The following is a 19606-nucleotide window of genomic DNA, read 5'->3' on the forward strand; positions in this document are numbered from 1 at the left end:
TGTTTTTTTACTTGATAGTGATGGGGTTCCCCCTCATAAATCAATGTTATCAAATTGATTGAAAACATCAGTTGTTTATCGGTAGAAGAGAAAAAAGATGAAAATTATTGTAATGTTCTAGTAAAAGATACAAAATATAAAATAGTGGTTAAGTTTATGCTCTAATTACTAAAAAGTGCAAATATTAAAGTGCTTTATAGGGGCTATATTGCAAATGGATTGATTTCTTGAAAAGGGGTGATTCAACAAATGAATAGGTGGAAAAAGTTTTCAATGATTGTAGTCAGTGTTGTGGTATTTGGTATATTTATAGGATATATGGTAGGAATGTTTTTCAATTCCGGAAGTGACAATAAGCAAGCACAAGAGAAAATTGTTGTTGCCAAAGGTGAGGAAATTGACGATTTGGTCAACTCTGAGGGTGTTATAATCGACTCTATGCACAAAATGCTGCATCAAAAAGTAATAGCTGATAAAAAGATTGGTTTTATCGTAATGTCTCCTGAGAATATTAAAAAGCTTCGTCACTTGTTAGATCAAAGTGATAAAATACTCGAAAAAGAAAAATATGTTGAGATTTTAAATCGTTGGGAAAAAGGCGATTTTTCTCAAGCAGTTGAGGAACATAATTATATGTCGGAGCAAGCAGGTGGGGAAAGTACGGGAAAAGCAAAAAGATTAGCTACTTCAAAAGAAGAAAAGGCATACCTTAAAGAACAGAGCAAAAAAGAAGGTTCTAGTACAAAAATAGAATAAAAGATAATAAAGCGTATAGACTCCTAATGGAATTGTATTTTATGCTGCAAGCCATTCTTGGAAAGGGCCTAGCAGCCTTCGAAACTCTTGTTTTACTTAGGTGAAAATCGAATGTATTTCCTTTTGGATTAACAGTACGATACAAGTATATCCATTGACCTTTTATTTTGATATATGTTTCATCTTTAATGAACCTAGTGAGTAATCGTTGTATGAGAAATGGATAAGCTTCGTTCCTCCATCATTTTATTATTAAATAAATAATATCAGGTTAAAAATGTTTCTATTTGAATACATTTTCCTTTTCCATACTAATCACGCACCTTATTTAGATTAGTAGTATCAGTATGTCTGGAATTTTTAGGTTTATTGCAATTGCCATAAAATTTATGCGCCAGAACCTGATAAATAGATGATACACGTATGCTACACTTATGTTACACTGCACTTGATTAATTATTGGTATAATATTAGTGAGTAGGAGTGGATGGGAGAGGATCAAAAATAAATTTTATTCCAAGTAATGTTAGTAAGTCGGTTAGGATAATGATATATCCTATATTTTTCTAATTTTGTATCTATGAAAAATGTTTTGCTTGTATGTAACTAATACATTTATAAAATAATTGTGTGGATTGTAGAAAGTTAATAGATATTTAATTTTAAATATCGGAAATTAAATGTTGCTAAATAAGCAATTAGAAATACTTAAAAAAGCGTTAAAGTAAAATGGGTTTTAAATATTTTAAAAAATATTGTTTGAAAAATAGAAGCATATAAGTGCTTCTATTTTTTTATGGAAAAAAGGAGATGAATATAATGGAAGAACAGATTGTAAATATCATGCTATCGCAAGGTGCCTTTGGCGCCTTATTTGTGTGGCTGCTATTTTCAACAAGGAAAGAGAGTAAAGAATTATTAGAATCAACACGCCAGGAAAATAAAGGACGAGAAGAAAGATATCAACAAACAATCACAGAAAATCAAATTGTTATTACTAAACAAGCTGAGGCATTTGGTGCTCTATCTAAAGATGTATCTGAAATTAAACAAATTTTGGGGAAAAAGGGAGATGACTGATTTATGAAAAAAGTATCAAGTCTATTTACCCTTGTATTTATCACATGTATGTCTTTAGTAAGTTTTGCTACAGGTGCTTTTGCTGATAGGACTCTTTTTATAGAAGACTTACCGAAAATTCCTTATCGAAATGGTGTTGGTGCATATGAAGGAGTTGTCGCACATAGTACAGCAACACCAGAGGCACCAGCTATTAATATTCAAAAATATGAAACTCGTACATGGCGCTCAGCCTTTGTACATTATGCAGTAGATTGGAATGAAACAATTCAAATTGCGGATACAAAGTATATTGCATACGGTGCAGGTCCAAATGCAAATAGCCGATTTGTACATGTAGAGCTTTGTGAAACTGCTGATTATGATAAATTCAAGCGTTCCTATGATAAATATGTGAAGCTACTTGCGATGCTTTTGCGTAATCAGGGATTATCGGTTGAAGAAGGATTATGGACACATGACGATGTTCGTAGACATCTTGGGGGGACAACGCATGAAGATCCTTTGGATTATTTATTAACACACGGTGTTTCAGAGTCTCAGTTTCGTTCTGATGTAAAGTGGGCATACGCTCATTCTAATGGTGGACTTGATGTTAGGAAATCATTAGAAGTAAATGTACCTTCTAGTGATAAGGTTGTTTATGTAGAAGGAACGAATATTAATGTACGAAAAGGATCTGGGACAAGCTATTCAGTAATTCGTCAGATAAATAAGCCAGAATCTTATGCTGTATTAAGTGAACAAAATGGATGGTTAAACATTGGAGACAATCAATGGATAAAATATGATCCATCTTATATTAGGCTCGATACAAAGGAGAATGTGAGTTCATCAATTGTAGGACACAGAGTTTTATCTAAGGTAGATAATTTACGCTTCTATAAATCGCCTTCTTGGGAAGATAAAGATGTTGCTGGTGTTGTAAATGTTGGAGAAGGTTTTATTATAGATGCTGAGATTATGGTGAATGGTTCCAAACAATATAAAGTTCATAATAGTAAAAACATGACATTTTATATTACAGCAAGCCCGTCTTATATAACAATCAAATACTGATTAAAAAGCAATGTCCCTTGGGCATTGCTTTTGTTTAGTTTGTTATAAGTATTTGAAACGTTTTAAAAACTATAATTTTATGAATTTCTTAGTTAGGTATTTATTCTTTAAATCTTTTTTCTAATCAAAACAAGGAGGAATTCTGTTTGAAACAATTATTTCTAATACTAACAATGGATAAGGAAATAGAAAACAAATTTCGCAAGGAAGTAATAAATATTTTTAAAAAAATATTGTGTACTAAAAATACATTTTTTAAAAAACTGCTAAGCAGAAAAGAAAAGTGCTTTGTGGTTACTTGCAATTACTTTAGGACCTATGTAAAAACACTTTGTATCCTTACAGTATTTTTTAATAGTAGGAGGTTATTTTTTGAATAACATAGACATGGATAATTTTTATAGCTTATATCAAAAAAAATTGGAAAATCCTATCTTACGTGATTTCCTTAAGGGTTCAGATAATTATGGGTTATTTCTTAATGCTATGGAAAAACCAACAAATGATAACAAACAGTTACTAGATAAAGCTTTTAAATCTTATTTTAAAAAAGTAAAAATCATAAGTTATATTAGTAACTTAATTTACTTTTATTCTATAGGGTTTGATAAAAAAGTTTCCATTAATAATAAGAGAAATATATTAAATTTAGATAAACCAATTACTAATGAAGGGGAGAATCATACGACTATTTTAGACTTAATGAGCGATGATTTAACAGATATTACTTATATGCAATTCGAAAAAAAGCAAACTCACTTAAAAGAGCATATAACAGATGAATTACTATACGAAGGTTTAAGTTTATTAAGTAAAAAGCAGTTGGAAATATTAAATTTATACTATGTTCATCAATATAATAATAAACAAATCTCACGAATTCTATCGGTATCAGAGCAGGCTATTTCTTATAATCATAAAAAAGCTTTAAAAATACTTAAATCACAATTAATAGGGGTGGAATAATATATGATAGAATTAAACGATCAAAATTTAAATAGTTGTAATTATGAGGAAATCTTACGGATTTTCAAATTTAAAATTTGTAGCTGTTTACAAAATACGCCCTATCAAGAAAGAGAAGATTTAGAACAAGAAATTAAGATGAAGATATTTGAAAAAATAGATGTTATTAATGGATTGGAAGTACCTGGTTTTTTTGAGTTTTTAGATTCCAGTACAAATAGTTAAAAGAGAAGAAGAATGGACTGTATTGTATTAATAACCCATAGCAAAGAGAGTGTTAGTTGATAGGGAAATTTAACATTTATGTATGTGTTATAAAGCTAGGGGAAAAGCGTAGCGAAGAGATTATTATTAATAGTTGGAGTAGCCACTATCTTATTAGGAGCATGTAGTGAAAATAAACCTACAAAGCAGTGCAAAGAACAAAAAATGGAAACAATCGATGTGAAAATTGTGTAGATGCAAAAGAGTGGTTACAGGAAAATTCTATTCCATTCATTATGAAGGATGTTGCAGATGAAGGGAATCTGCAACAGTTTAGAAAATATAATGAATCGATTATTCCGGTGCTAATTATTAAGGACTATAAACAAAAAACAGAAACAAAAGTAATCAGTTTCAATTCTAAAAGTTATGAGAAAATGTTAAAACCAAAAAAATAATACCAAATATGCAACATTTAGTATACTGGGCATTACTCAGGAATATACAATTTCAATTTGACATGCTACTTAAAAAATAAAATATGCTGAATTTTTTAAGTGGCATGTTAAAATTTATATTCTATAGTTAACAAAATAAACTGATGCGTTTCAACATTCGGTTTATCTTTGTTAACTTATTAAACATGAACTAATGAGGTTATTTTTTATTTAGTGTTATTTTTTAATTTTATATAGTTAACATACATTTCTAGTTGTTCCCATGCTTTTTGACGCTCTTCTTTCGGGAGAGTTTCTATTAGTTTTATTATATTATTTCCTTCTTCAGTCACAACCCTAGATTCAAATTCAGTTAATTCCGGGTCATCTGATCTACCTAACAGATAATCAGTTGTAGTGTTGAAAAAATCAGCTATTTTTTCTAATGTTTCACGACCAGGGGCTTTTTTTCCTTTTTCAAAATAAGATATAGCCATTTTGGAAACACCAACAGCAGCACCTAATTGTTCTTGAGTTATATTTTTTTCTTTTCTTAGTTTTTTTATTATTTCTCCGATCATCATTCAACCTCCTTTATAGAAAGTATCCAGTTCTTAATAAATTATAAAGTAAACAATATGTTTACTACAAGTAATGTTTCTTATTTTATGAAAAAGTATAAATCTCTGATTTACTTGAGTGGAAATAAGAAATAGTATTTTATGAATGTATATAGATGAGGATAGATAATTTCTTTCTCAATATACATATGATAGTTGAAATTAATTTTTAATTTGTTATTAGCCTTATAGGTAGTAGGGCACGTATTTTAGAAATCAAACGAAGATTGGAAACATAGAATGGCCACAAAGTTTTTTAAAAAGAATGACTTTGCACTCTTAAGACTTCTCTATTTGTTCAAATAAGAATCCATCGTTTTTCTCTCAGAATCAACAATTGAATATAATAATACAATTTCTCCTGTACTTATACATGCTTTGTCCACACTTCAAGAGTTATTCGTTTGTTTGAGATGGCGTTGGAGTCGTCTATCAAAATCCAGGCTATATGGATGTGCCCGTCACATAGTCATTGTATAGACTCAGAATAATTCTCGTTCTTTCATAATTTCTACAAAATCAAGAAAGCTTAGAGTGTACCTTGGGTGCCCATATACAGTTAACAAAATAATCTCTAATTGTTAATGCCTTCGTTTAAATATAATCTCATTTTTCATATGGACTACGTCCTTTTGTATAAAGGCAACCCCTCATGATGTTCAAGTTTATCAGATCAGTCGCATATTTTTTGGGAGACCAGCATTATTTTTTTTATTTTAAATTTTTGTCTTTTTTTTTATTTATTCTACTTTCCTTTCACTTAATAGAGTAAGAGCCTAATTTACATTAAGCTTCATAAAAAAGAAAAAGGGAGAGAATATTATGGATTTAGCGGTATTAGCAGTACAAACATGGGTAAATGATAAGTATGGAAAAGTCGCAGGTTTTCAGCCAGCGCCTTTAAATGGTAAAACAAGTTGGTCAACTGTTTATGCTTTAACAAGAGCCCTTCAAGTTGAATTGGGTATTACTTCGCTTGCAGATGCATTTGGACCAACTACAGCTTCTAAATATAAGCAGTGGGGCGAAATGACTTTAGGAAAAGTTCCTACTGATGCAAAAGGAAAAGCGATTGTCCAAATTTTAAAAGGTGCTATGTATTGTAAAGGATATAATCCGGGGAAATTTGATGATGTTTTTGATGAGAATACGAAAAATGCAGTTGTAAGTTTGCAAAAAGATGCTGGTCTTCCAATCACTGATGGTAAAGTGTATGACTATATTTTTAAAGCATTCTTAACAATGGATGCGTATCGTCTTACTCCAGGTGGAGATGCAAAAGTAAGACAAATTCAACAAGATTTAAATAATAAATATTACAAAACGTCTGGTGTTCAACCAACGGATGGTCATTACCAGCGAGGTACAAACAAAGCTTTAGTGTATGGTTTACAAACAGAAATGGGGATTGCTGCAGGTTCTCAAACTGGTTCGATTGGTCCTGCGACAAGAGATGGTTTACCTACTTTAAAAGAAGGAAGTTCAAGTAGATTCGTTACATTATTCCAATACGCTTTATATTTTAATGGTTATGATTCAGGTTCATTTTCAACAACATATAATGCAAATCTAGTAAATAAAGTGAAAGAGTTCCAAACGTTTACATTACTTCCTGTTGATGGTGTTGCTAATAAGGGAACTTGGTTATCGACATTAGTTAGTACTGGTGATCCTGATCGTCCAGGAACAGCATGTGATTGTAGTACTGAAGTTACGGCTGCTAGAGCTCAAACTTTAAAAAGTCAAGGATATCAAACAGTTGGACGCTATTTAGTGAATGTTGTTCCTGGAGGTAGAAATAAGAAAATTCAAGTTGGTGAATTAAAAACAATTTTTGATGCTGGTTTAACGGTGTTCCCTATTTATCAAACAATCGGAAATGAAAAGGGTTATTTTGGAAAATTGCAAGGAAGATCTGATGCAGCTGAAGCAGTATATGCAGCTCGAAAATATGGATTTAAACCAGGGACTATAATTTATTTTGCTGTGGATTTTGATGCTTTAGGTGAAGATATTAACAATAATGTTATTCCTTATTTCGAAGGGGTTGTACAGAATTTAAAGCAAATGAGTAATGGAGAGTATAAAGTCGGTGTTTATGGGCCACGTGGAGTATGTATACAGGTATCTAATAAATTTTCAGAAGTAGTATCTAGCTTTGTAAGCGGCATGTCTGCAGGTTATAGTGCTAACTTAGGATATCCGCTACCAAAAAATTGGGCTTTTGACCAAATTAAAGAATATACAATTGGTAATGGAGCAGGACTTATTCCAATTGATAAAAATATAAAATCAGGACGTGATCAAGGGCAGTCTTCTGTTATTTCTAATCCATTGGATTCGAATGCTCTTTTTAAGAAAAAATTGGAAATGCTTCACGATTTAGCCATGAAAGAGTCAAGTACAATTGAAGATGCGAATGACAAATGTCTTGATTACCTTCGATATGGACACTATCAAGGTCTAGCATGGGATGCGGTAGCAGGACCACTTGATTTAGAATTTATTGAAGAAGCTAAAAAGGTTCTTGGAGATATTGAGAATTTCCCTAGTCTTATAGATCCTACAACGGGAGTCGAGCTAGACCTACAACATATGGCTGCTACATGTGATTCTGTGATTACACTTCATGATGCAGCAATTTCTAATTATGCTGGTTGGGCAGGAGATTTAATGACTTCAGTTAGAGATTCTATCAATATGGTTAAAGAAGATAAAACACTTAATGGTGATATTTATACTGCAGCTTTTAAAGCAATTGGCGGTGCAGGAACATCCTTTTCATATCCAGATTTAATATCAGATGTTGATGCATACAATATTGCTAGAAAAATTTTAAGTAGCAATCATAAAATTAGTGTAAAAGATGCAATTCTTAATTATTTCGACAATGATAAGGATAAGAGATTTACTATGTTCTATAATAATAAATTTGGCGGATCAGCTGATAAAGCATATAAAGATGCAACTCTTTACTTAAATGCAACGGAAGAGCTGTTGATTCCAGTAAAATTAGCATTCTTGCATAAATTCGGTATGTCTAATTTTTCTAAGGAAATTGGTGAAGATGTTAGTCGTGCTTGGAAAGATAAATTACTTAAATTTGTAAAAGAAGAGGAAATTATTTTAGCATAGATATAAAAAAAACATGTGATATTATTATTTTAATATCGCATGTTTTTTTATTTTTATAAAAACATTACTTTAAAAAGTGTATATCATATAGATGTAAAGTCCAAAATAGTAACTTAAATTAAATATTGCAAGCATAACGCGTTGATAAGTTTTACTGGCTCCAGCTGAAAATAAAACGCCTATAAGTGGTGCAAATAAACCAACTTTCCAAAAGATATTCGCTGATCCACCTATTTCTAATGTATGCTCATTTATTATAGTTAAAAGAGCATAAGGTACACAGGATAAAGATAATATAGCCCATTTGTTCAAAGTTTCACCCCTTTTTCATTGTTTTAAGATAAATAGAATGTTAATTTTATTTATAGATTATTGTATCAATTAAATATTTGTATGGGAATTTTTCTTTGGACTACTAAAACGGTTTCTATTTTATGTTTATTGAAGATAGAAAGTAAGAAAAAATCAAACCAAGCCATAAATATACTTCTAGTACAAAGATACTATTCTTTACAATTGAATATCTTAAAGTTTCTCTACTACTAGCTTTTTTACTTTTAATCTATACGTATTTTTATATAAATGCATGGATGCTAATAATCTTGATAAACTAGTAAAAATTAAAAACGTGTTTTTAAATATTCTTGTATGGGTTGATTCAGTTTATCTTTAGAGAAATAACATCCACTAAGAATTAATAATGATGTACTTACTAAGGTGACTTGAATCAACCTTTTAATACTCTTCATTTTACTTCCTACTTTTCTAAAGTTTTAATACTATTATAGCATTCTTTAGTCAACTAAACTGCCCTGTTGGCTTAAGTACACCTCTTCACAATCTTAATGAAACAATTTATACAGTTACTCCATAATCTGACTCATTTGATTAATAAGAAAAATATATTATCAAACGTCTAAATATAAATGGTTTAAATTTAAAAAAATTCGCAATTAAAAGTGCATGAAAATATTTTATGAGCTAATAAAGAAACTTTAGTAACAAGATTGAATAAATCCTTCTTAGTTTTAATTCATAACTCTAATTTCACTTACTATATAGATACTTAATATGTAAGGGGCTTCCTACATGATGAACCAGTTTCTACTCCAAAATTCAACGGAAATTATTAAATAAGAGCTTCTATAACATCTGATTTGACAAACTATTAAATTAATATTTTGTTTATTGTAGATTTCCTCTTTTTTTATTTATTCTCTTTTCCTTTCACTTAATAGAGTAAGGGCCTAATTTAATTACATTATTAAATTAAGTTCTATTAATAAGGAAAAGGGAGGGAGTATTATGGATTTAGCGGTGTTAGTCCACTTGTAGATTCATTTGGACCAACTATAGCTTCTAAATATAAACAGTAGGGTGAAATGACTTTAGGAAAGGTTCCTACTGATGAAAAGAAAAATCGATTGTTACAATTTTAAAAGATGCTATGTATTATTGCAAAAGATATAATTCAGGGGAGTTACAGCAACGTTAGTATCAGGTGTAAAGAATACCTATATTAACTTTTTAAGGAATATATTTGAAAAAGCAAAAAATGTTATAATTCAAATAAATAGATATAAGGATTTTGAAATTATTATATGAATACATTGGAGGAATAATAATGAAATTAGGTAAATTAGCACTTATCGGAGTATTAACATTTGGTGGATTTACAGCAGTAGAAATGCTTAAACCAACTACACAAGCTGCTGCAGCTTACCAAGAGCCTTATACAGAGCCATCTAAAGATTTATGGGGATTCACTAATATTGGACAGTTACCTTATGCAGGTACACAAACTTTGCTTGTGAAAAATTCTTATGAATCTGGAGATAGATTTTACTATACTCAAGATACGGTAAAAACAGATGATAAAGCTATTTTAAAAATATACAAAGTACATGCAGATGGTTCAATGCATCGCTATAAAACAATTTATCCAAGTTTTGGTGAACCTGGACATGTATATCCAGTGTGGGCGACTGAATTTACAGATGTCTACACTTCTGGAAAATATGTAGCTGTTTTCCGTGATGGTTCTACATTCGAATATAGTAAGCAATTTCAAGTTAATTAATATTGTATTAAATAATGCAATAGAGACATACCTAAAGTTCTAGAAAATGATATTAGGTAACTCAGGAAAAATAGTTCTTTTTTACTATATCGTTACGCGATGGATTGCTAGGAACGAGAATTCCCCCTAATATCTTCGCCCTGAAATTGGTTATATCATGGTTCAAATACTGCCGTTGTTTATGACGTTGCAAAAGTTATTTAGTCCTACTGAATGTAGGACTTTTTTATTTATCACTTTATCTAATAAGATTCCTTCCTCAAGGAACGCGAAGTGAGTGGCTGAGAGGTGAGTTTGCTTTGGACAAGGGATGGCAGGAAGGTACTCTACGTTATCTTTTTGTATATATAGTTATAAGCTTTTAGAAATTATGAAACTATATTGGGAGAAACAATGATGAATTTAGGAAAATTAGCATTAATTGAGGCGTTAACACTAGGCGGTTTCACAGGAGTTAGCGCAGTTAATACACAGCCAGCAGCTACGGTATCTGTACAAAAAGCATTTCAGACATATTAAATACAATCGTTTCTTCCAACCCTTCACCTTACGAGGGTTTTCTAAAAATAGGTTAGAAGGGTGTGTAGTTGTATTGCCCATAATTTAAGGAAATGGATAGAAACAGCTCAATCAAAAGAAAAAAACAGTCATAAGTAGAAAAACAATAGGTTTTCTACTTATGACTGGGGGTTATCCATATAAAAGTAAAAAATAGAAGATAAGTAAGTTAGAATATATTTTCTGTTATGCTTTTCAGATAAACGAAGATCATAGAATATATACTTTTAACTAGATTTATTATTAACTAATGTATCCCCACCACCAAGCTCCGCCTCAATCTGCGAAGTTTTCGATGACTCATCCATACGCCAATATGTGATAAAGCTTATCGCGATACATCCAGCTACGTAGAAGTAGAATAGTGATTCCATCCCAATACTCTTTAGCCATAGTGCGATGAACTCTGCAGTTCCGCCGAATATCGCAACGGTTAATGCATATGGTAAACCTACGCCAAGTGCGCGAATTTCGGTTGGGAAGAGTTCTGCTTTTACAATCGCGTTAATCGATGTGTAACCAGTAACGATAATAAGGCCGACCATCATGAGTAAAAATGCTACCATTGGTTCTGTCGTTTTTTCTAGGAAGAAGAAGATAGGTGCTGTTAGTAACGTTCCGAGAATACCGAATGCCATTAATAGTGGGCGGCGTCCAATTTTATCGGATAATAGCCCCGCAATTGGTTGAAGTACGACGAAAATAAGTAGTGCGACAAAGTTAATCCAGCTTACAACTTCTTTCGGAAGACCGACTGTGTTTACCATGAACTTTTGTAAATATGTTGTGTACGTATAGAATGCGACAGTGCCTCCTAGTGTTAGGCCGACTACTGTTAATACTGCTTTCGGGTGTTTCATAAGAGCGCGAACGGTTCCTGCGCTTTCGCGTTTTTGCGATTTTATGTTTGAGAACTGTTCTGATTCATCCATCGTGCGGCGAAGCCATAATACAGCTACTGCACCCATTGCTCCAATAATGAATGGAATGCGCCAGCCCCAAGCTTTCATATCTGGTTCGCTTAGCAATTGCTGAAGAACAATTTGAACGCCTAACGCAACCATCTGTCCAGCAACGAGCGTTACATATTGGAAGCTGGAATAAAAGCCACGGCGACCACTACTAGCCATTTCAGATAAATACGTCGCGGAAGTTCCGTACTCTCCGCCAAGTGATAATCCTTGTAGTAAACGGGCAAGAACTAAAATAATTGGCGCCATAATACCGATGCTTTCGTAACTAGGTGTACAGGCGATAATTAAAGAACCACCGGCCATAACTGTAATCGAAAGCGTTAATGCTGCCCGGCGTCCATGCCGATCTGCATAGCGTCCCATTAATAAACTTCCGATAGGGCGCATTAAAAACCCAACTGCGAAAATAGCCGCAGTGTTCAGTAACTGACTCGTTGGATCTCCTTTAGGAAAGAACTCCGCTGAGAAGTAAACAGCGAAAGCAGAGTAAACGTACCAATCGTACCATTCAATTAAATTGCCGACAGAACCTTTGAAAATATTGCCGGCGACTCGATTAGATTTTGCTTGAGCCATAATCATTCCTCCTCTTGCTTAGTAATAAAAGGTATATATGAAAGCGTGTTCATTGCAGTTGAATTGTACTGTCTATAGAATTAAATCTCAATATTATGACAATTTTATTCTTTTTGTACTTTATGTACATGGAGAGTTTTAATAGTTGCTTCATTATTAGTTTTGTCATAATAATAGAAAAAGGAGATTGATAGTTTTGAATATTTTATCAAAGGATATGAAGCATGAAGAAATCACGCAAAGTGTCATTGCAAACGAAAATAGTAAGCTTAATTATTACGTTAATATTATTTGTCGTTCTCCTATTAGCGGGAATATTTGTTTACATTCAGTCCGTTGATACGAAGCGCCAAGTGGAGCAGTTAGCACTGCAAACAGCGAAGTCGCTTTCTTTTATGCCAGCTATAAAAGATGCTTTTCAAAATAACGAGCATAAAAGTACGATTCAATCCATTGCGGAACAAGTTCGTGAGCAAGCGGGTGCAGATTATGTCATTATAGAAGATCGCTTTGGGGTGATGTATTCCCATTCTAATTCGGAGTTGATTGGTACAAAGAGTAACAATCCATATAACTATGAAGCACTCACTTTTGGTGGCTATTATACGCTCGAAGGAAATGGAGAAAGTGGTCCTGCTTTAATGGCGAAGGCGCCCATTATTGTTCATAACGGAGACTACGATCAAGTAGTAGGTGTTGTGACAGTAGAGTTTTTAATAAAAGGTATCGAATCTAACATACTGAGCAGAACGAAAGAAATTATACTCTTTTCCTTAGCAGTATTACTAGCCGGCATTGTTGGTGGCATTCTTTTAGCACGTAGTATTAGGAAAGATACACTTGGCTTGGAACCGAATGAAATTGCGGCGTTATACCGGGAACGAAGCGCGATACTATTATCTATAAAAGAAGGAATTATCGCTATTGATCAAAACGGGTTTATTACGATGATGAACACATCGGCAGAAGAGATGCTACATGTAAATGATGATTATATGCAGCAGCACATTTCAAAAGTTTTACCAGAATTTCATATGGAGAGAGTACTAGAAAACGATCAAGAAATCGCATTTCAAGATAAAGTGTTTATTTTAAACATGACACCGATACTCGAAAATGATAATACGGTAGGCATTGTATGTAGTTTTAGAGATAAAACAGAACTGCAAAACCTTGTGAACACCATATCTGAGGTAAGAAAGTATTCAGAGGACTTACGTGCTCAAACGCATGAATTTACAAATAAGCTTTTCGTTTTATCAGGATTACTTCAGCTAGGGCACTACAGAGAAGCAATTGAATTTATTCAGCAAGAATCTAACATTCATCAAAGCCAAAACCATATTTTATTTCATCAAATTCACGATGCGAAAGTACAAGCTATTTTATTAGGAAAAATCGGAACAGCGTCTGAAAAGAAAATTGATTTTCATATTGAAGGAGATAGTGCGCTTCATCCGTTACCAGACCATATAAAGGTGTCGCATCTTATTACGATTCTTGGAAACGTAATCGATAATGCATTTGATGCGGTAAATGAACGAGAGGAAAAGAATGTTTCCTTCTTTGTTACGGATATTGGGCACGATATTGTGTTTGAAGTGATAGATAGCGGGATAGGGATACCGGCAGAAAAAATAACGACCATTTTTCAAAAAGGATTTTCAACGAAAGGAACTGATCGTGGTTACGGGCTAGCAAACGTGAAAGAAATGGTAGATCTACTAGAGGGAACAATTGAAATTCAAAACGAGAAAAATGGGGGAGCTATTTTTACAATTTACCTTCCGAAAACATTGAAAGAAAGTACATGACAAACAGGGGGATGGACATATGTTGAAGGTTGCAATTGCAGAAGATGATTTCCGCGTCGCGCAAATTCAGGAAGAGTTTTTGTCAAAAATAAAGGACGTAAAAGTGATTGGAAAAGCATTGAACGCGAAAGAAACGATGGAACTACTACAAAGGGAAGAAATCGATTTACTTCTATTAGATAATTATTTACCAGACGGAATCGGAACAGAATTATTACCGAAAATTCACGCTGACTTTCCAAACGTTGACGTCATTATGGTGACTGCGGCAAATGAAAACCATATGTTAGAAAAAGCAATTCGAAACGGCGTAAGCAACTACCTTATAAAACCGGTCACGCTAGAAAAATTCGTTCGCACAATTGAAGACTATAAAAGAAAGAAGCAATTATTACATAGTAACAATGAAGTGAATCAAGCACTTATCGATAACTTCTTCGGTACTTCGCAAACACAAGATATAAAAAACTTACCGACAGGTGTAGATCCGTTAACACTACAAAAAGTGAAAGGGATTATAAAAGGGTTCGAAGAGGGCATTACAATAGAAGAAATGGGAGAACAAATGGGAGCCTCCCGAACAACCGCAAGAAGATATTTAGAATACTTAGTAGCGACAAACGAATGCACAGTAGAGTACACATACGGCATTATCGGACGACCAGAACGAAAATATCGCATAGGACGAGGACTATGAAAAAACAATTATTACTATGCATATGGATCATGACAGGAGTAATAGCTGGTTGTTCCTCAGAAACATCCCATACGAATAAAGTGAACATCGACAAAGTAGAAATCGTTGCGCCAAACGTTCAAGGCGCAGGCTGGGACTTAACAGCACGAGCGATGCAAAAAACGCTGGCAGAAGAAAAAATCTTCACAAAACCAATCACAGTCACAAATAAAGTAGGTGGCAGTGGTGACGTCGGATGGAAATATACGAAACAAAAAGGCGGACAAGTACTGGCGATTAACTCAAGCTTACTCATAACGAACAACCTACTAGGCCACAGTAAACTAACATATAAAGACTTCACGCCGCTCGCAACACTTGCATCGGACTGGGAAGTCGTTGTCGTATCAAAAGAATCAAACATAGAAAACGCAAACGAACTCATGGAACAACTCAAACGAGACAAGAATAACTTCAAAATCGGCGTGGCCCCAGGCCTAGGAAACGACGATCACCTATCCTTCGTACAAGTAAGCAAAGCCTTCGGCATAAACCCTGCCGAACTACAATTCTTCGTCTACGAAAACAAAGAAAAAATCATAAACGCCCTAACGAACAAACAAATAGGCGCCGCAACCATGACTCTATCCGAAGCCGAAAAACAATACAAAGCCGGCAAAATAAAAATACTAGCCGTATCCGCACCAAAACGCCTAGACCGACTACCAGAAATCCCAACATGGAAAGAACAAGGAATCAACGTAATCTTCCAACACTGGAAAGGAATTATGGGCCCGAAGGATATGACAGAGGAAGAGGTTGCTTATTGGGATAGTGTTATTAAAAGGATGGTGGAGAGTGATAGTTGGAAGAGGATTTTGAGGGAGCGGGGTTGGGAGAGTTTTTATAAGGGGAGTGGGGAGAGTAGGGGGTTTTTGGAGGAGTGTGATTTAGGGTATGGTGAGTTGATAGGAGGAATTGGTTTGAGATGATGTGAGATAGCACACCTACAATAAGAGTGTTATATAAATAACAAAACACCTTCTTATTACATGTACTAAGCATGTGAGATGAGAAGGTGTTTTTATGGTATAGAGATTATAGATTAAGGTAAATTATTCGTTAATGTTATTGGCAACAACAGAAGCAATATAAGAATTATTCAACCAATAACACTGCTTTGTAATATGTTGGCCATCAGGTAAAGCTACTTTATCGGCACCGTTGCGGGCTTTTGGTCTAATGTGCGCGACACCGTTGAAGTTTATTTTTGGTAGGTTATTTGCTTCGACGACTTTGTCACCGCGTTTTTTATATTCAATTTGAATACCCTCATGTATTACTTTATTAACTTCTTCCCATAGTTCACGTATTTCTTTTTCTATTGTAGGAGCAGGCATGTTCCAAAGTTTAATACCTTTAAAGTAGAGTTTACGATTTGGATTTTCTTTTTTTGTTTGGTTAAATTCAAAAATTACGAATAAAAACTTGGTTTGATAGAAGCGTTCTCTAATTTCGCTTTCTTCCCATGATTCGTTTGTCCATTGATGAAAATCGATTGTTTCAAATGACATGCTTTGTTCGGGTTTCCGGTTGGGCTCTAAACGAACTGTTTTAAATTCTATATTAGCTTTCGCAAATTCTTCAATTTTATCGAGTCGAGTTCCTTTAATACCAAGTAAAGAGCTTACTAATAGTGGAACAAAGCTTTTGGTTGTAGGTTTGTAATCAATAGATAATTTTTGAGCGATTTCTTGATCAGTTAAGCCTATGTAATTTTCAAATTTTGAATAAAGGATTTCTTCAAGAGATCTTTCTTTTAGTTCATTTTTTGTTGTAAAACTTACTAGTTCTTCGTTTAGGTGATACCTGCGAACTAGTGCTGTCATATAAGAAGGCTTTAACGAAAAAGCTCTTTGCATTGCTGGAATTTCAGAATACGGTTGTGAGCGAAGTGAATTCTTATTGGAACCCTTAGTGCAAGCTCCTAAATAGTTTGTATCACCTTCAGATAATTCATGTGCTTGGCCGGCACGAATTTTATTTACGATGGTTTCCCAGTCTTGTCTAATTATTTCTAAATCAGCTTCGGGATAGGTAAATAAAAGGCTTTTTGTAATGTGAAAATCTTTACGGTCTACACCAGGTACCCATTCATAGAACATTAATAGTAGTTTTTCGTTTTTCTTCCAAAAGCTTGAGGTTTCAAAGTGTGTATGAACTTCTTCCATATAGTTGATAATATTTAAGACTAGCCGCTCTTTGGCAGATAATGAACCGTTTTTATTTTGTTTAAATGCAGTTACTTTAAGTTCAATACCAAGGTGTTTAAAGTCAGCTTCTGCGTTTGAATTGACTTCATATCCAAAGAAGCTTTCCTCAATTACTTGCCCTAGCCCACCTTTTGATTTTGCATTTGCGAGTCTGTCAGTTGTATCGATTTCACCAAATGTTCTTCCTTCAGCTTCATGTGCTTTTTTCATTAGTTCTTCTATTGTAGTGTAGTCCATAATAATCTCCTTTCTGTATCCAGTGCTGCGTTGTATGATTTTAAACAATACATATTAAAGTTATGCTATAATAAAAAGCTGTTTCAAATTTATATAAGTAAAATTTATAAGAGGGAAAAGACAGTTTATATTATTAGATAACAGTTATATTGAATTTATTCAAGATGAGTTATGTCCTTTATAATATTGATAAAGTGCGAACAGTTTTCTTAATTGGTACAAGCCAAACAAGGAAATACAAAAAAGTACGGTTCTTGAAATGTTATAGTTGATCTTTTCCTCACTTTTTATTATAATGAAGCATAGATAAATAAAATACCGAAAGGATGTTCGTGTATTTATGGTGAAAGTAGTAGAACTTTTTGCGGGAGTAGGAGGTTTTAGATTAGGACTAGAAGCAAACGAAAACTTTGACGTTCTTTGGGGAAACCAATGGGAACCCTCAACTAAAGCACAACATGCATTTAATTGTTATGCAACTCGCTTTGAAAATAAAGGAATACATGTAAATAGAGATATAGCTGAAGCTTGGCCGGAAATACCTGAGCATGATTTATTAGTAGGAGGCTTTCCTTGCCAAGACTATTCTGTAGCACGTACTTTATCAAATGAAAAAGGAATACAAGGAAAAAAAGGTGTTCTTTTTTGGGAGATAATGAACATAGTTAATTCTCGCAAGCCAAGATTTGTTTTGTTAGAGAATGTAGATAGATTATTAAAGTCACCAGCAAAACAAAGAGGTCGTGATTTTTCTATTATGCTGGCGAGCTTTAGAGATGCAGGATATGTAGTGGAATGGAGAGTTATTAACGCTGCGGATTATGGAAATTCTCAAAGAAGACGAAGAGTATTTATTTTTGCGTATTTAAAAGAATCTCATTTCACATCTATTCAAAGTAAAATGAAGCCTTTAGAGATATTGTGTGAAAATGGATTCTTCGCTCCAATTTTTAATGTGTATGAAGCACCTGAAGAAAACAAAAAAAGAGGGCAATTTGAGTTGCCAGTCGATATTATTGAGGTTTCTGATACATTTAAAGCTGAATACTATAATTCTGGCGTAATGATGGATGGACAAGTATATACGGAAGAATTAGTTCCAGTAACTGAAAATCCAGAGACTTTAGGTGAAGTTGTTCAAAAGGTATATGATAAATTTGGCCCTGCAGATGAATTGTATTATTTAAAAATGGATAAGGTTAACAAAAAGGGAAGAACGGAATTTGAGGAACTTAAGTATCTTAAAGGTCCTAAAAAAGAAGAAAGAGTATCAAAGGCGACAGGTCATAAATATTTCTACTCTGAGGGAGGAATGGCATTCCCTGATGATTTAGATAAGCCTGGGCGTACAATGTTAACAAGTGAAGGAACATGTAATAGAAGTTCCCATGTCATTGAAGATCCTTATACAAAAAGACTAAGATATTTAACACCGGTTGAATGTGAATTGTTAAATGGTTTCCCGATGGATTGGACAAATACAGGTATGCCACAAAGAAACAGGTACTTTTGTATGGGAAATGCTTTAGTGGTTGATTTGGTGGAGCGAATGGGTCAAAGGATTTTAGAGATTAACAAAGAAGAAGAGAAGATGGATAGTATTGTGCAATTGAGTTTGTTTTAGGAAATAAATGTGGCATAGGCTTCTGATACGTTTAAAATAATAAAGTGTTGGGATAACCTGGGTTCTATAGTTATAGGCTCGGGTTATTTTTTATGTGATTTTTGAAATTTAGAATGGAGTAGTTGATTAAGTATGATTAGCCTTATTAAAATTGTGCAAGAAAGTCTGGTGAATTGTTTTGCTTTAAGTAATGTATAATAGTATACAAGAAACATTACACGTGAATATTATAACTATAGGTTTTAATATGTTATATATAGTTATAATGATACTTGAAGGATTGGGTGCATGCCTGCTATATTTTTCTTCTTACTTATTGCTGTTCGCACCACTTTTTCTTTGGTGATTAGTAATAATAACTATATTATAGAACAGTAGAAATACTGTTCTATTTGCATTTTATAATACATTATTAAATTTATATATAATAAAAAAGAGTACGCACCTAATAGCAGGTTTTCTTTTATCACCTTAATAGGAAAAAATGATATCCTTCCACTATGCTTGTAGGAAGTTTGGGTCCGCTTACAATTTACC

General features: G+C 33.4%; 17 protein-coding genes and 1 pseudogene. 13 read left to right on the plus strand and 5 right to left on the minus strand.

Features of this window, described 5'->3' with window-relative positions; genetic code table 11:
* Nucleotides 1–249 precede the first annotated feature (249 nt).
* Entirely contained in the window at nucleotides 250–756 is a 507-nt protein-coding gene (locus F8162_RS16260; RefSeq protein ID WP_151631493.1) for a DUF6241 domain-containing protein, read from the plus strand.
* A gap of 49 nt (nucleotides 757–805) precedes the next feature.
* Here F8162_RS16260 and F8162_RS29450 read toward each other — a convergent pair.
* Nucleotides 806–943: pseudogene (locus F8162_RS29450) on the minus strand (DDE-type integrase/transposase/recombinase); the annotation flags it as partial.
* 632 nt (nucleotides 944–1575) lie between these two features.
* On the opposite strand from F8162_RS29450, the gene F8162_RS16270 reads away from it, so the two are divergent.
* From F8162_RS16270 to F8162_RS16290, 5 genes are all read left to right on the plus strand, one after another.
* Nucleotides 1576–1836, plus strand: coding sequence for a BhlA/UviB family holin-like peptide (locus F8162_RS16270; protein ID WP_000392449.1), 261 nt, complete (start codon nucleotides 1576–1578; stop codon nucleotides 1834–1836).
* A gap of 3 nt (nucleotides 1837–1839) precedes the next feature.
* Entirely contained in the window at nucleotides 1840–2895 is a 1056-nt protein-coding gene (locus F8162_RS16275) for an N-acetylmuramoyl-L-alanine amidase (protein WP_151631492.1), read from the plus strand.
* Between the two features lie 372 nt (nucleotides 2896–3267).
* A complete protein-coding gene (locus F8162_RS16280) occupies nucleotides 3268–3861 on the plus strand; it encodes a sigma-70 family RNA polymerase sigma factor (protein ID WP_225990157.1) in 594 nt (197 codons plus the stop codon).
* Nucleotides 3862–3864: 3 nt separating this feature from the next.
* Nucleotides 3865–4086 (plus strand): hypothetical protein, encoded by a 222-nt coding sequence (locus tag F8162_RS16285; RefSeq protein ID WP_151631491.1) that lies wholly within the window; start codon nucleotides 3865–3867, stop codon nucleotides 4084–4086.
* Nucleotides 4087–4274: 188 nt separating this feature from the next.
* Complete coding sequence (locus tag F8162_RS16290) at nucleotides 4275–4523, plus strand: glutaredoxin domain-containing protein (protein ID WP_225990158.1); 249 nt, start codon at nucleotides 4275–4277, stop codon at nucleotides 4521–4523.
* A 206-nt stretch (nucleotides 4524–4729) separates the two neighbouring features.
* On the opposite strand, the gene F8162_RS16295 is transcribed toward F8162_RS16290, so the two are convergent.
* The gene (locus F8162_RS16295) at nucleotides 4730–5083 is read right to left on the minus strand and encodes a helix-turn-helix domain-containing protein (RefSeq protein WP_000578775.1); all 354 of its coding nucleotides are present in this window, start codon (nucleotides 5081–5083) and stop codon (nucleotides 4730–4732) included.
* Between the two features lie 861 nt (nucleotides 5084–5944).
* Between F8162_RS16295 and F8162_RS16300 the strand changes: the two genes are divergently transcribed.
* A complete protein-coding gene (locus F8162_RS16300) occupies nucleotides 5945–8257 on the plus strand; it encodes a glycoside hydrolase domain-containing protein (protein WP_151631490.1) in 2313 nt (770 codons plus the stop codon).
* Nucleotides 8258–8326: 69 nt separating this feature from the next.
* Here the strand turns inward: F8162_RS16300 and F8162_RS16305 are convergent, their stop codons facing one another.
* Nucleotides 8327–8569, minus strand: coding sequence for a hypothetical protein (locus tag F8162_RS16305; RefSeq protein ID WP_151631489.1), 243 nt, complete (start codon nucleotides 8567–8569; stop codon nucleotides 8327–8329).
* A 1312-nt stretch (nucleotides 8570–9881) separates the two neighbouring features.
* On the opposite strand from F8162_RS16305, the gene F8162_RS16310 reads away from it, so the two are divergent.
* Nucleotides 9882–10337 carry a DUF5065 family protein gene (locus F8162_RS16310; protein WP_151631488.1) on the plus strand — a complete coding sequence of 152 codons (456 nt, stop codon included), beginning with the start codon at nucleotides 9882–9884 and terminating at the stop codon, nucleotides 10335–10337.
* A gap of 396 nt (nucleotides 10338–10733) precedes the next feature.
* Nucleotides 10734–10856: a DUF5065 family protein gene (locus F8162_RS29455; RefSeq protein ID WP_151631487.1), complete on the plus strand. Its 123-nt coding sequence runs from the start codon at nucleotides 10734–10736 to the stop codon at nucleotides 10854–10856.
* A gap of 266 nt (nucleotides 10857–11122) precedes the next feature.
* Here F8162_RS29455 and F8162_RS16320 read toward each other — a convergent pair whose 3' ends face one another.
* Complete coding sequence (locus F8162_RS16320; RefSeq protein WP_098639808.1) at nucleotides 11123–12445, minus strand: MFS transporter; 1323 nt, start codon at nucleotides 12443–12445, stop codon at nucleotides 11123–11125.
* Between the two features lie 224 nt (nucleotides 12446–12669).
* Here F8162_RS16320 and F8162_RS16325 point away from each other — a divergent pair, with 224 nt between their 5' ends.
* From F8162_RS16325 to F8162_RS16335, 3 genes are read left to right on the plus strand one after another with little or no spacing between them, the layout of a single operon-like run.
* Entirely contained in the window at nucleotides 12670–14259 is a 1590-nt protein-coding gene (locus tag F8162_RS16325) for a sensor histidine kinase (RefSeq protein ID WP_151631486.1), read from the plus strand.
* A gap of 19 nt (nucleotides 14260–14278) precedes the next feature.
* Entirely contained in the window at nucleotides 14279–14956 is a 678-nt protein-coding gene (locus F8162_RS16330; RefSeq protein ID WP_098022767.1) for a response regulator, read from the plus strand.
* Nucleotides 14953–15927 (plus strand): tripartite tricarboxylate transporter substrate binding protein, encoded by a 975-nt coding sequence (locus F8162_RS16335; protein WP_151631485.1) that lies wholly within the window; start codon nucleotides 14953–14955, stop codon nucleotides 15925–15927. The genes F8162_RS16330 and F8162_RS16335 overlap by 4 nt, the downstream gene beginning before the upstream one ends.
* 123 nt (nucleotides 15928–16050) lie before the next feature.
* On the opposite strand, the gene F8162_RS16340 is transcribed toward F8162_RS16335, so the two are convergent.
* Nucleotides 16051–17445 carry a Sau3AI family type II restriction endonuclease gene (locus F8162_RS16340; RefSeq protein WP_151631484.1) on the minus strand — a complete coding sequence of 465 codons (1395 nt, stop codon included), beginning with the start codon at nucleotides 17443–17445 and terminating at the stop codon, nucleotides 16051–16053.
* A gap of 340 nt (nucleotides 17446–17785) precedes the next feature.
* Here F8162_RS16340 and dcm point away from each other — a divergent pair, with 340 nt between their 5' ends.
* Nucleotides 17786–19069: a DNA (cytosine-5-)-methyltransferase gene (gene dcm, locus F8162_RS16345; RefSeq protein WP_151631483.1), complete on the plus strand. Its 1284-nt coding sequence runs from the start codon at nucleotides 17786–17788 to the stop codon at nucleotides 19067–19069.
* The last annotated feature ends 537 nt before the right edge of the window (nucleotides 19070–19606 follow it).

The organism is Bacillus sp. CH140a_4T (genome assembly GCF_008923725.1).
In the GTDB taxonomy this organism is placed as follows: domain Bacteria; phylum Bacillota; class Bacilli; order Bacillales; family Bacillaceae_G; genus Bacillus_A.

Bases quoted from the DNA above. Each gene is read 5' to 3' on its own strand.
- F8162_RS16260 (WP_151631493.1), top strand. From the start codon at position 250: ATGAATAGGTGGAAAAAGTTTTCAATGATTGTAGTCAGTGTTGTGGTA.
- F8162_RS16270 (WP_000392449.1), top strand. From the start codon at position 1,576: ATGGAAGAACAGATTGTAAATATCATGCTATCGCAAGGTGCCTTTGGC.
- F8162_RS16275 (WP_151631492.1), top strand. From the start codon at position 1,840: ATGAAAAAAGTATCAAGTCTATTTACCCTTGTATTTATCACATGTATG.
- F8162_RS16285 (WP_151631491.1), top strand. From the start codon at position 3,865: ATGATAGAATTAAACGATCAAAATTTAAATAGTTGTAATTATGAGGAA.
- F8162_RS16295 (WP_000578775.1), bottom strand. From the start codon at position 5,083: ATGATCGGAGAAATAATAAAAAAACTAAGAAAAGAAAAAAATATAACT.
- F8162_RS16300 (WP_151631490.1), top strand. From the start codon at position 5,945: ATGGATTTAGCGGTATTAGCAGTACAAACATGGGTAAATGATAAGTAT.
- F8162_RS16310 (WP_151631488.1), top strand. From the start codon at position 9,882: ATGAAATTAGGTAAATTAGCACTTATCGGAGTATTAACATTTGGTGGA.
- F8162_RS29455 (WP_151631487.1), top strand. From the start codon at position 10,734: ATGAATTTAGGAAAATTAGCATTAATTGAGGCGTTAACACTAGGCGGT.
- F8162_RS16320 (WP_098639808.1), bottom strand. From the start codon at position 12,445: ATGGCTCAAGCAAAATCTAATCGAGTCGCCGGCAATATTTTCAAAGGT.
- F8162_RS16325 (WP_151631486.1), top strand. From the start codon at position 12,670: ATGAAGAAATCACGCAAAGTGTCATTGCAAACGAAAATAGTAAGCTTA.
- F8162_RS16330 (WP_098022767.1), top strand. From the start codon at position 14,279: ATGTTGAAGGTTGCAATTGCAGAAGATGATTTCCGCGTCGCGCAAATT.
- F8162_RS16335 (WP_151631485.1), top strand. From the start codon at position 14,953: ATGAAAAAACAATTATTACTATGCATATGGATCATGACAGGAGTAATA.
- F8162_RS16340 (WP_151631484.1), bottom strand. From the start codon at position 17,445: ATGGACTACACTACAATAGAAGAACTAATGAAAAAAGCACATGAAGCT.
- dcm (WP_151631483.1), top strand. From the start codon at position 17,786: ATGGTGAAAGTAGTAGAACTTTTTGCGGGAGTAGGAGGTTTTAGATTA.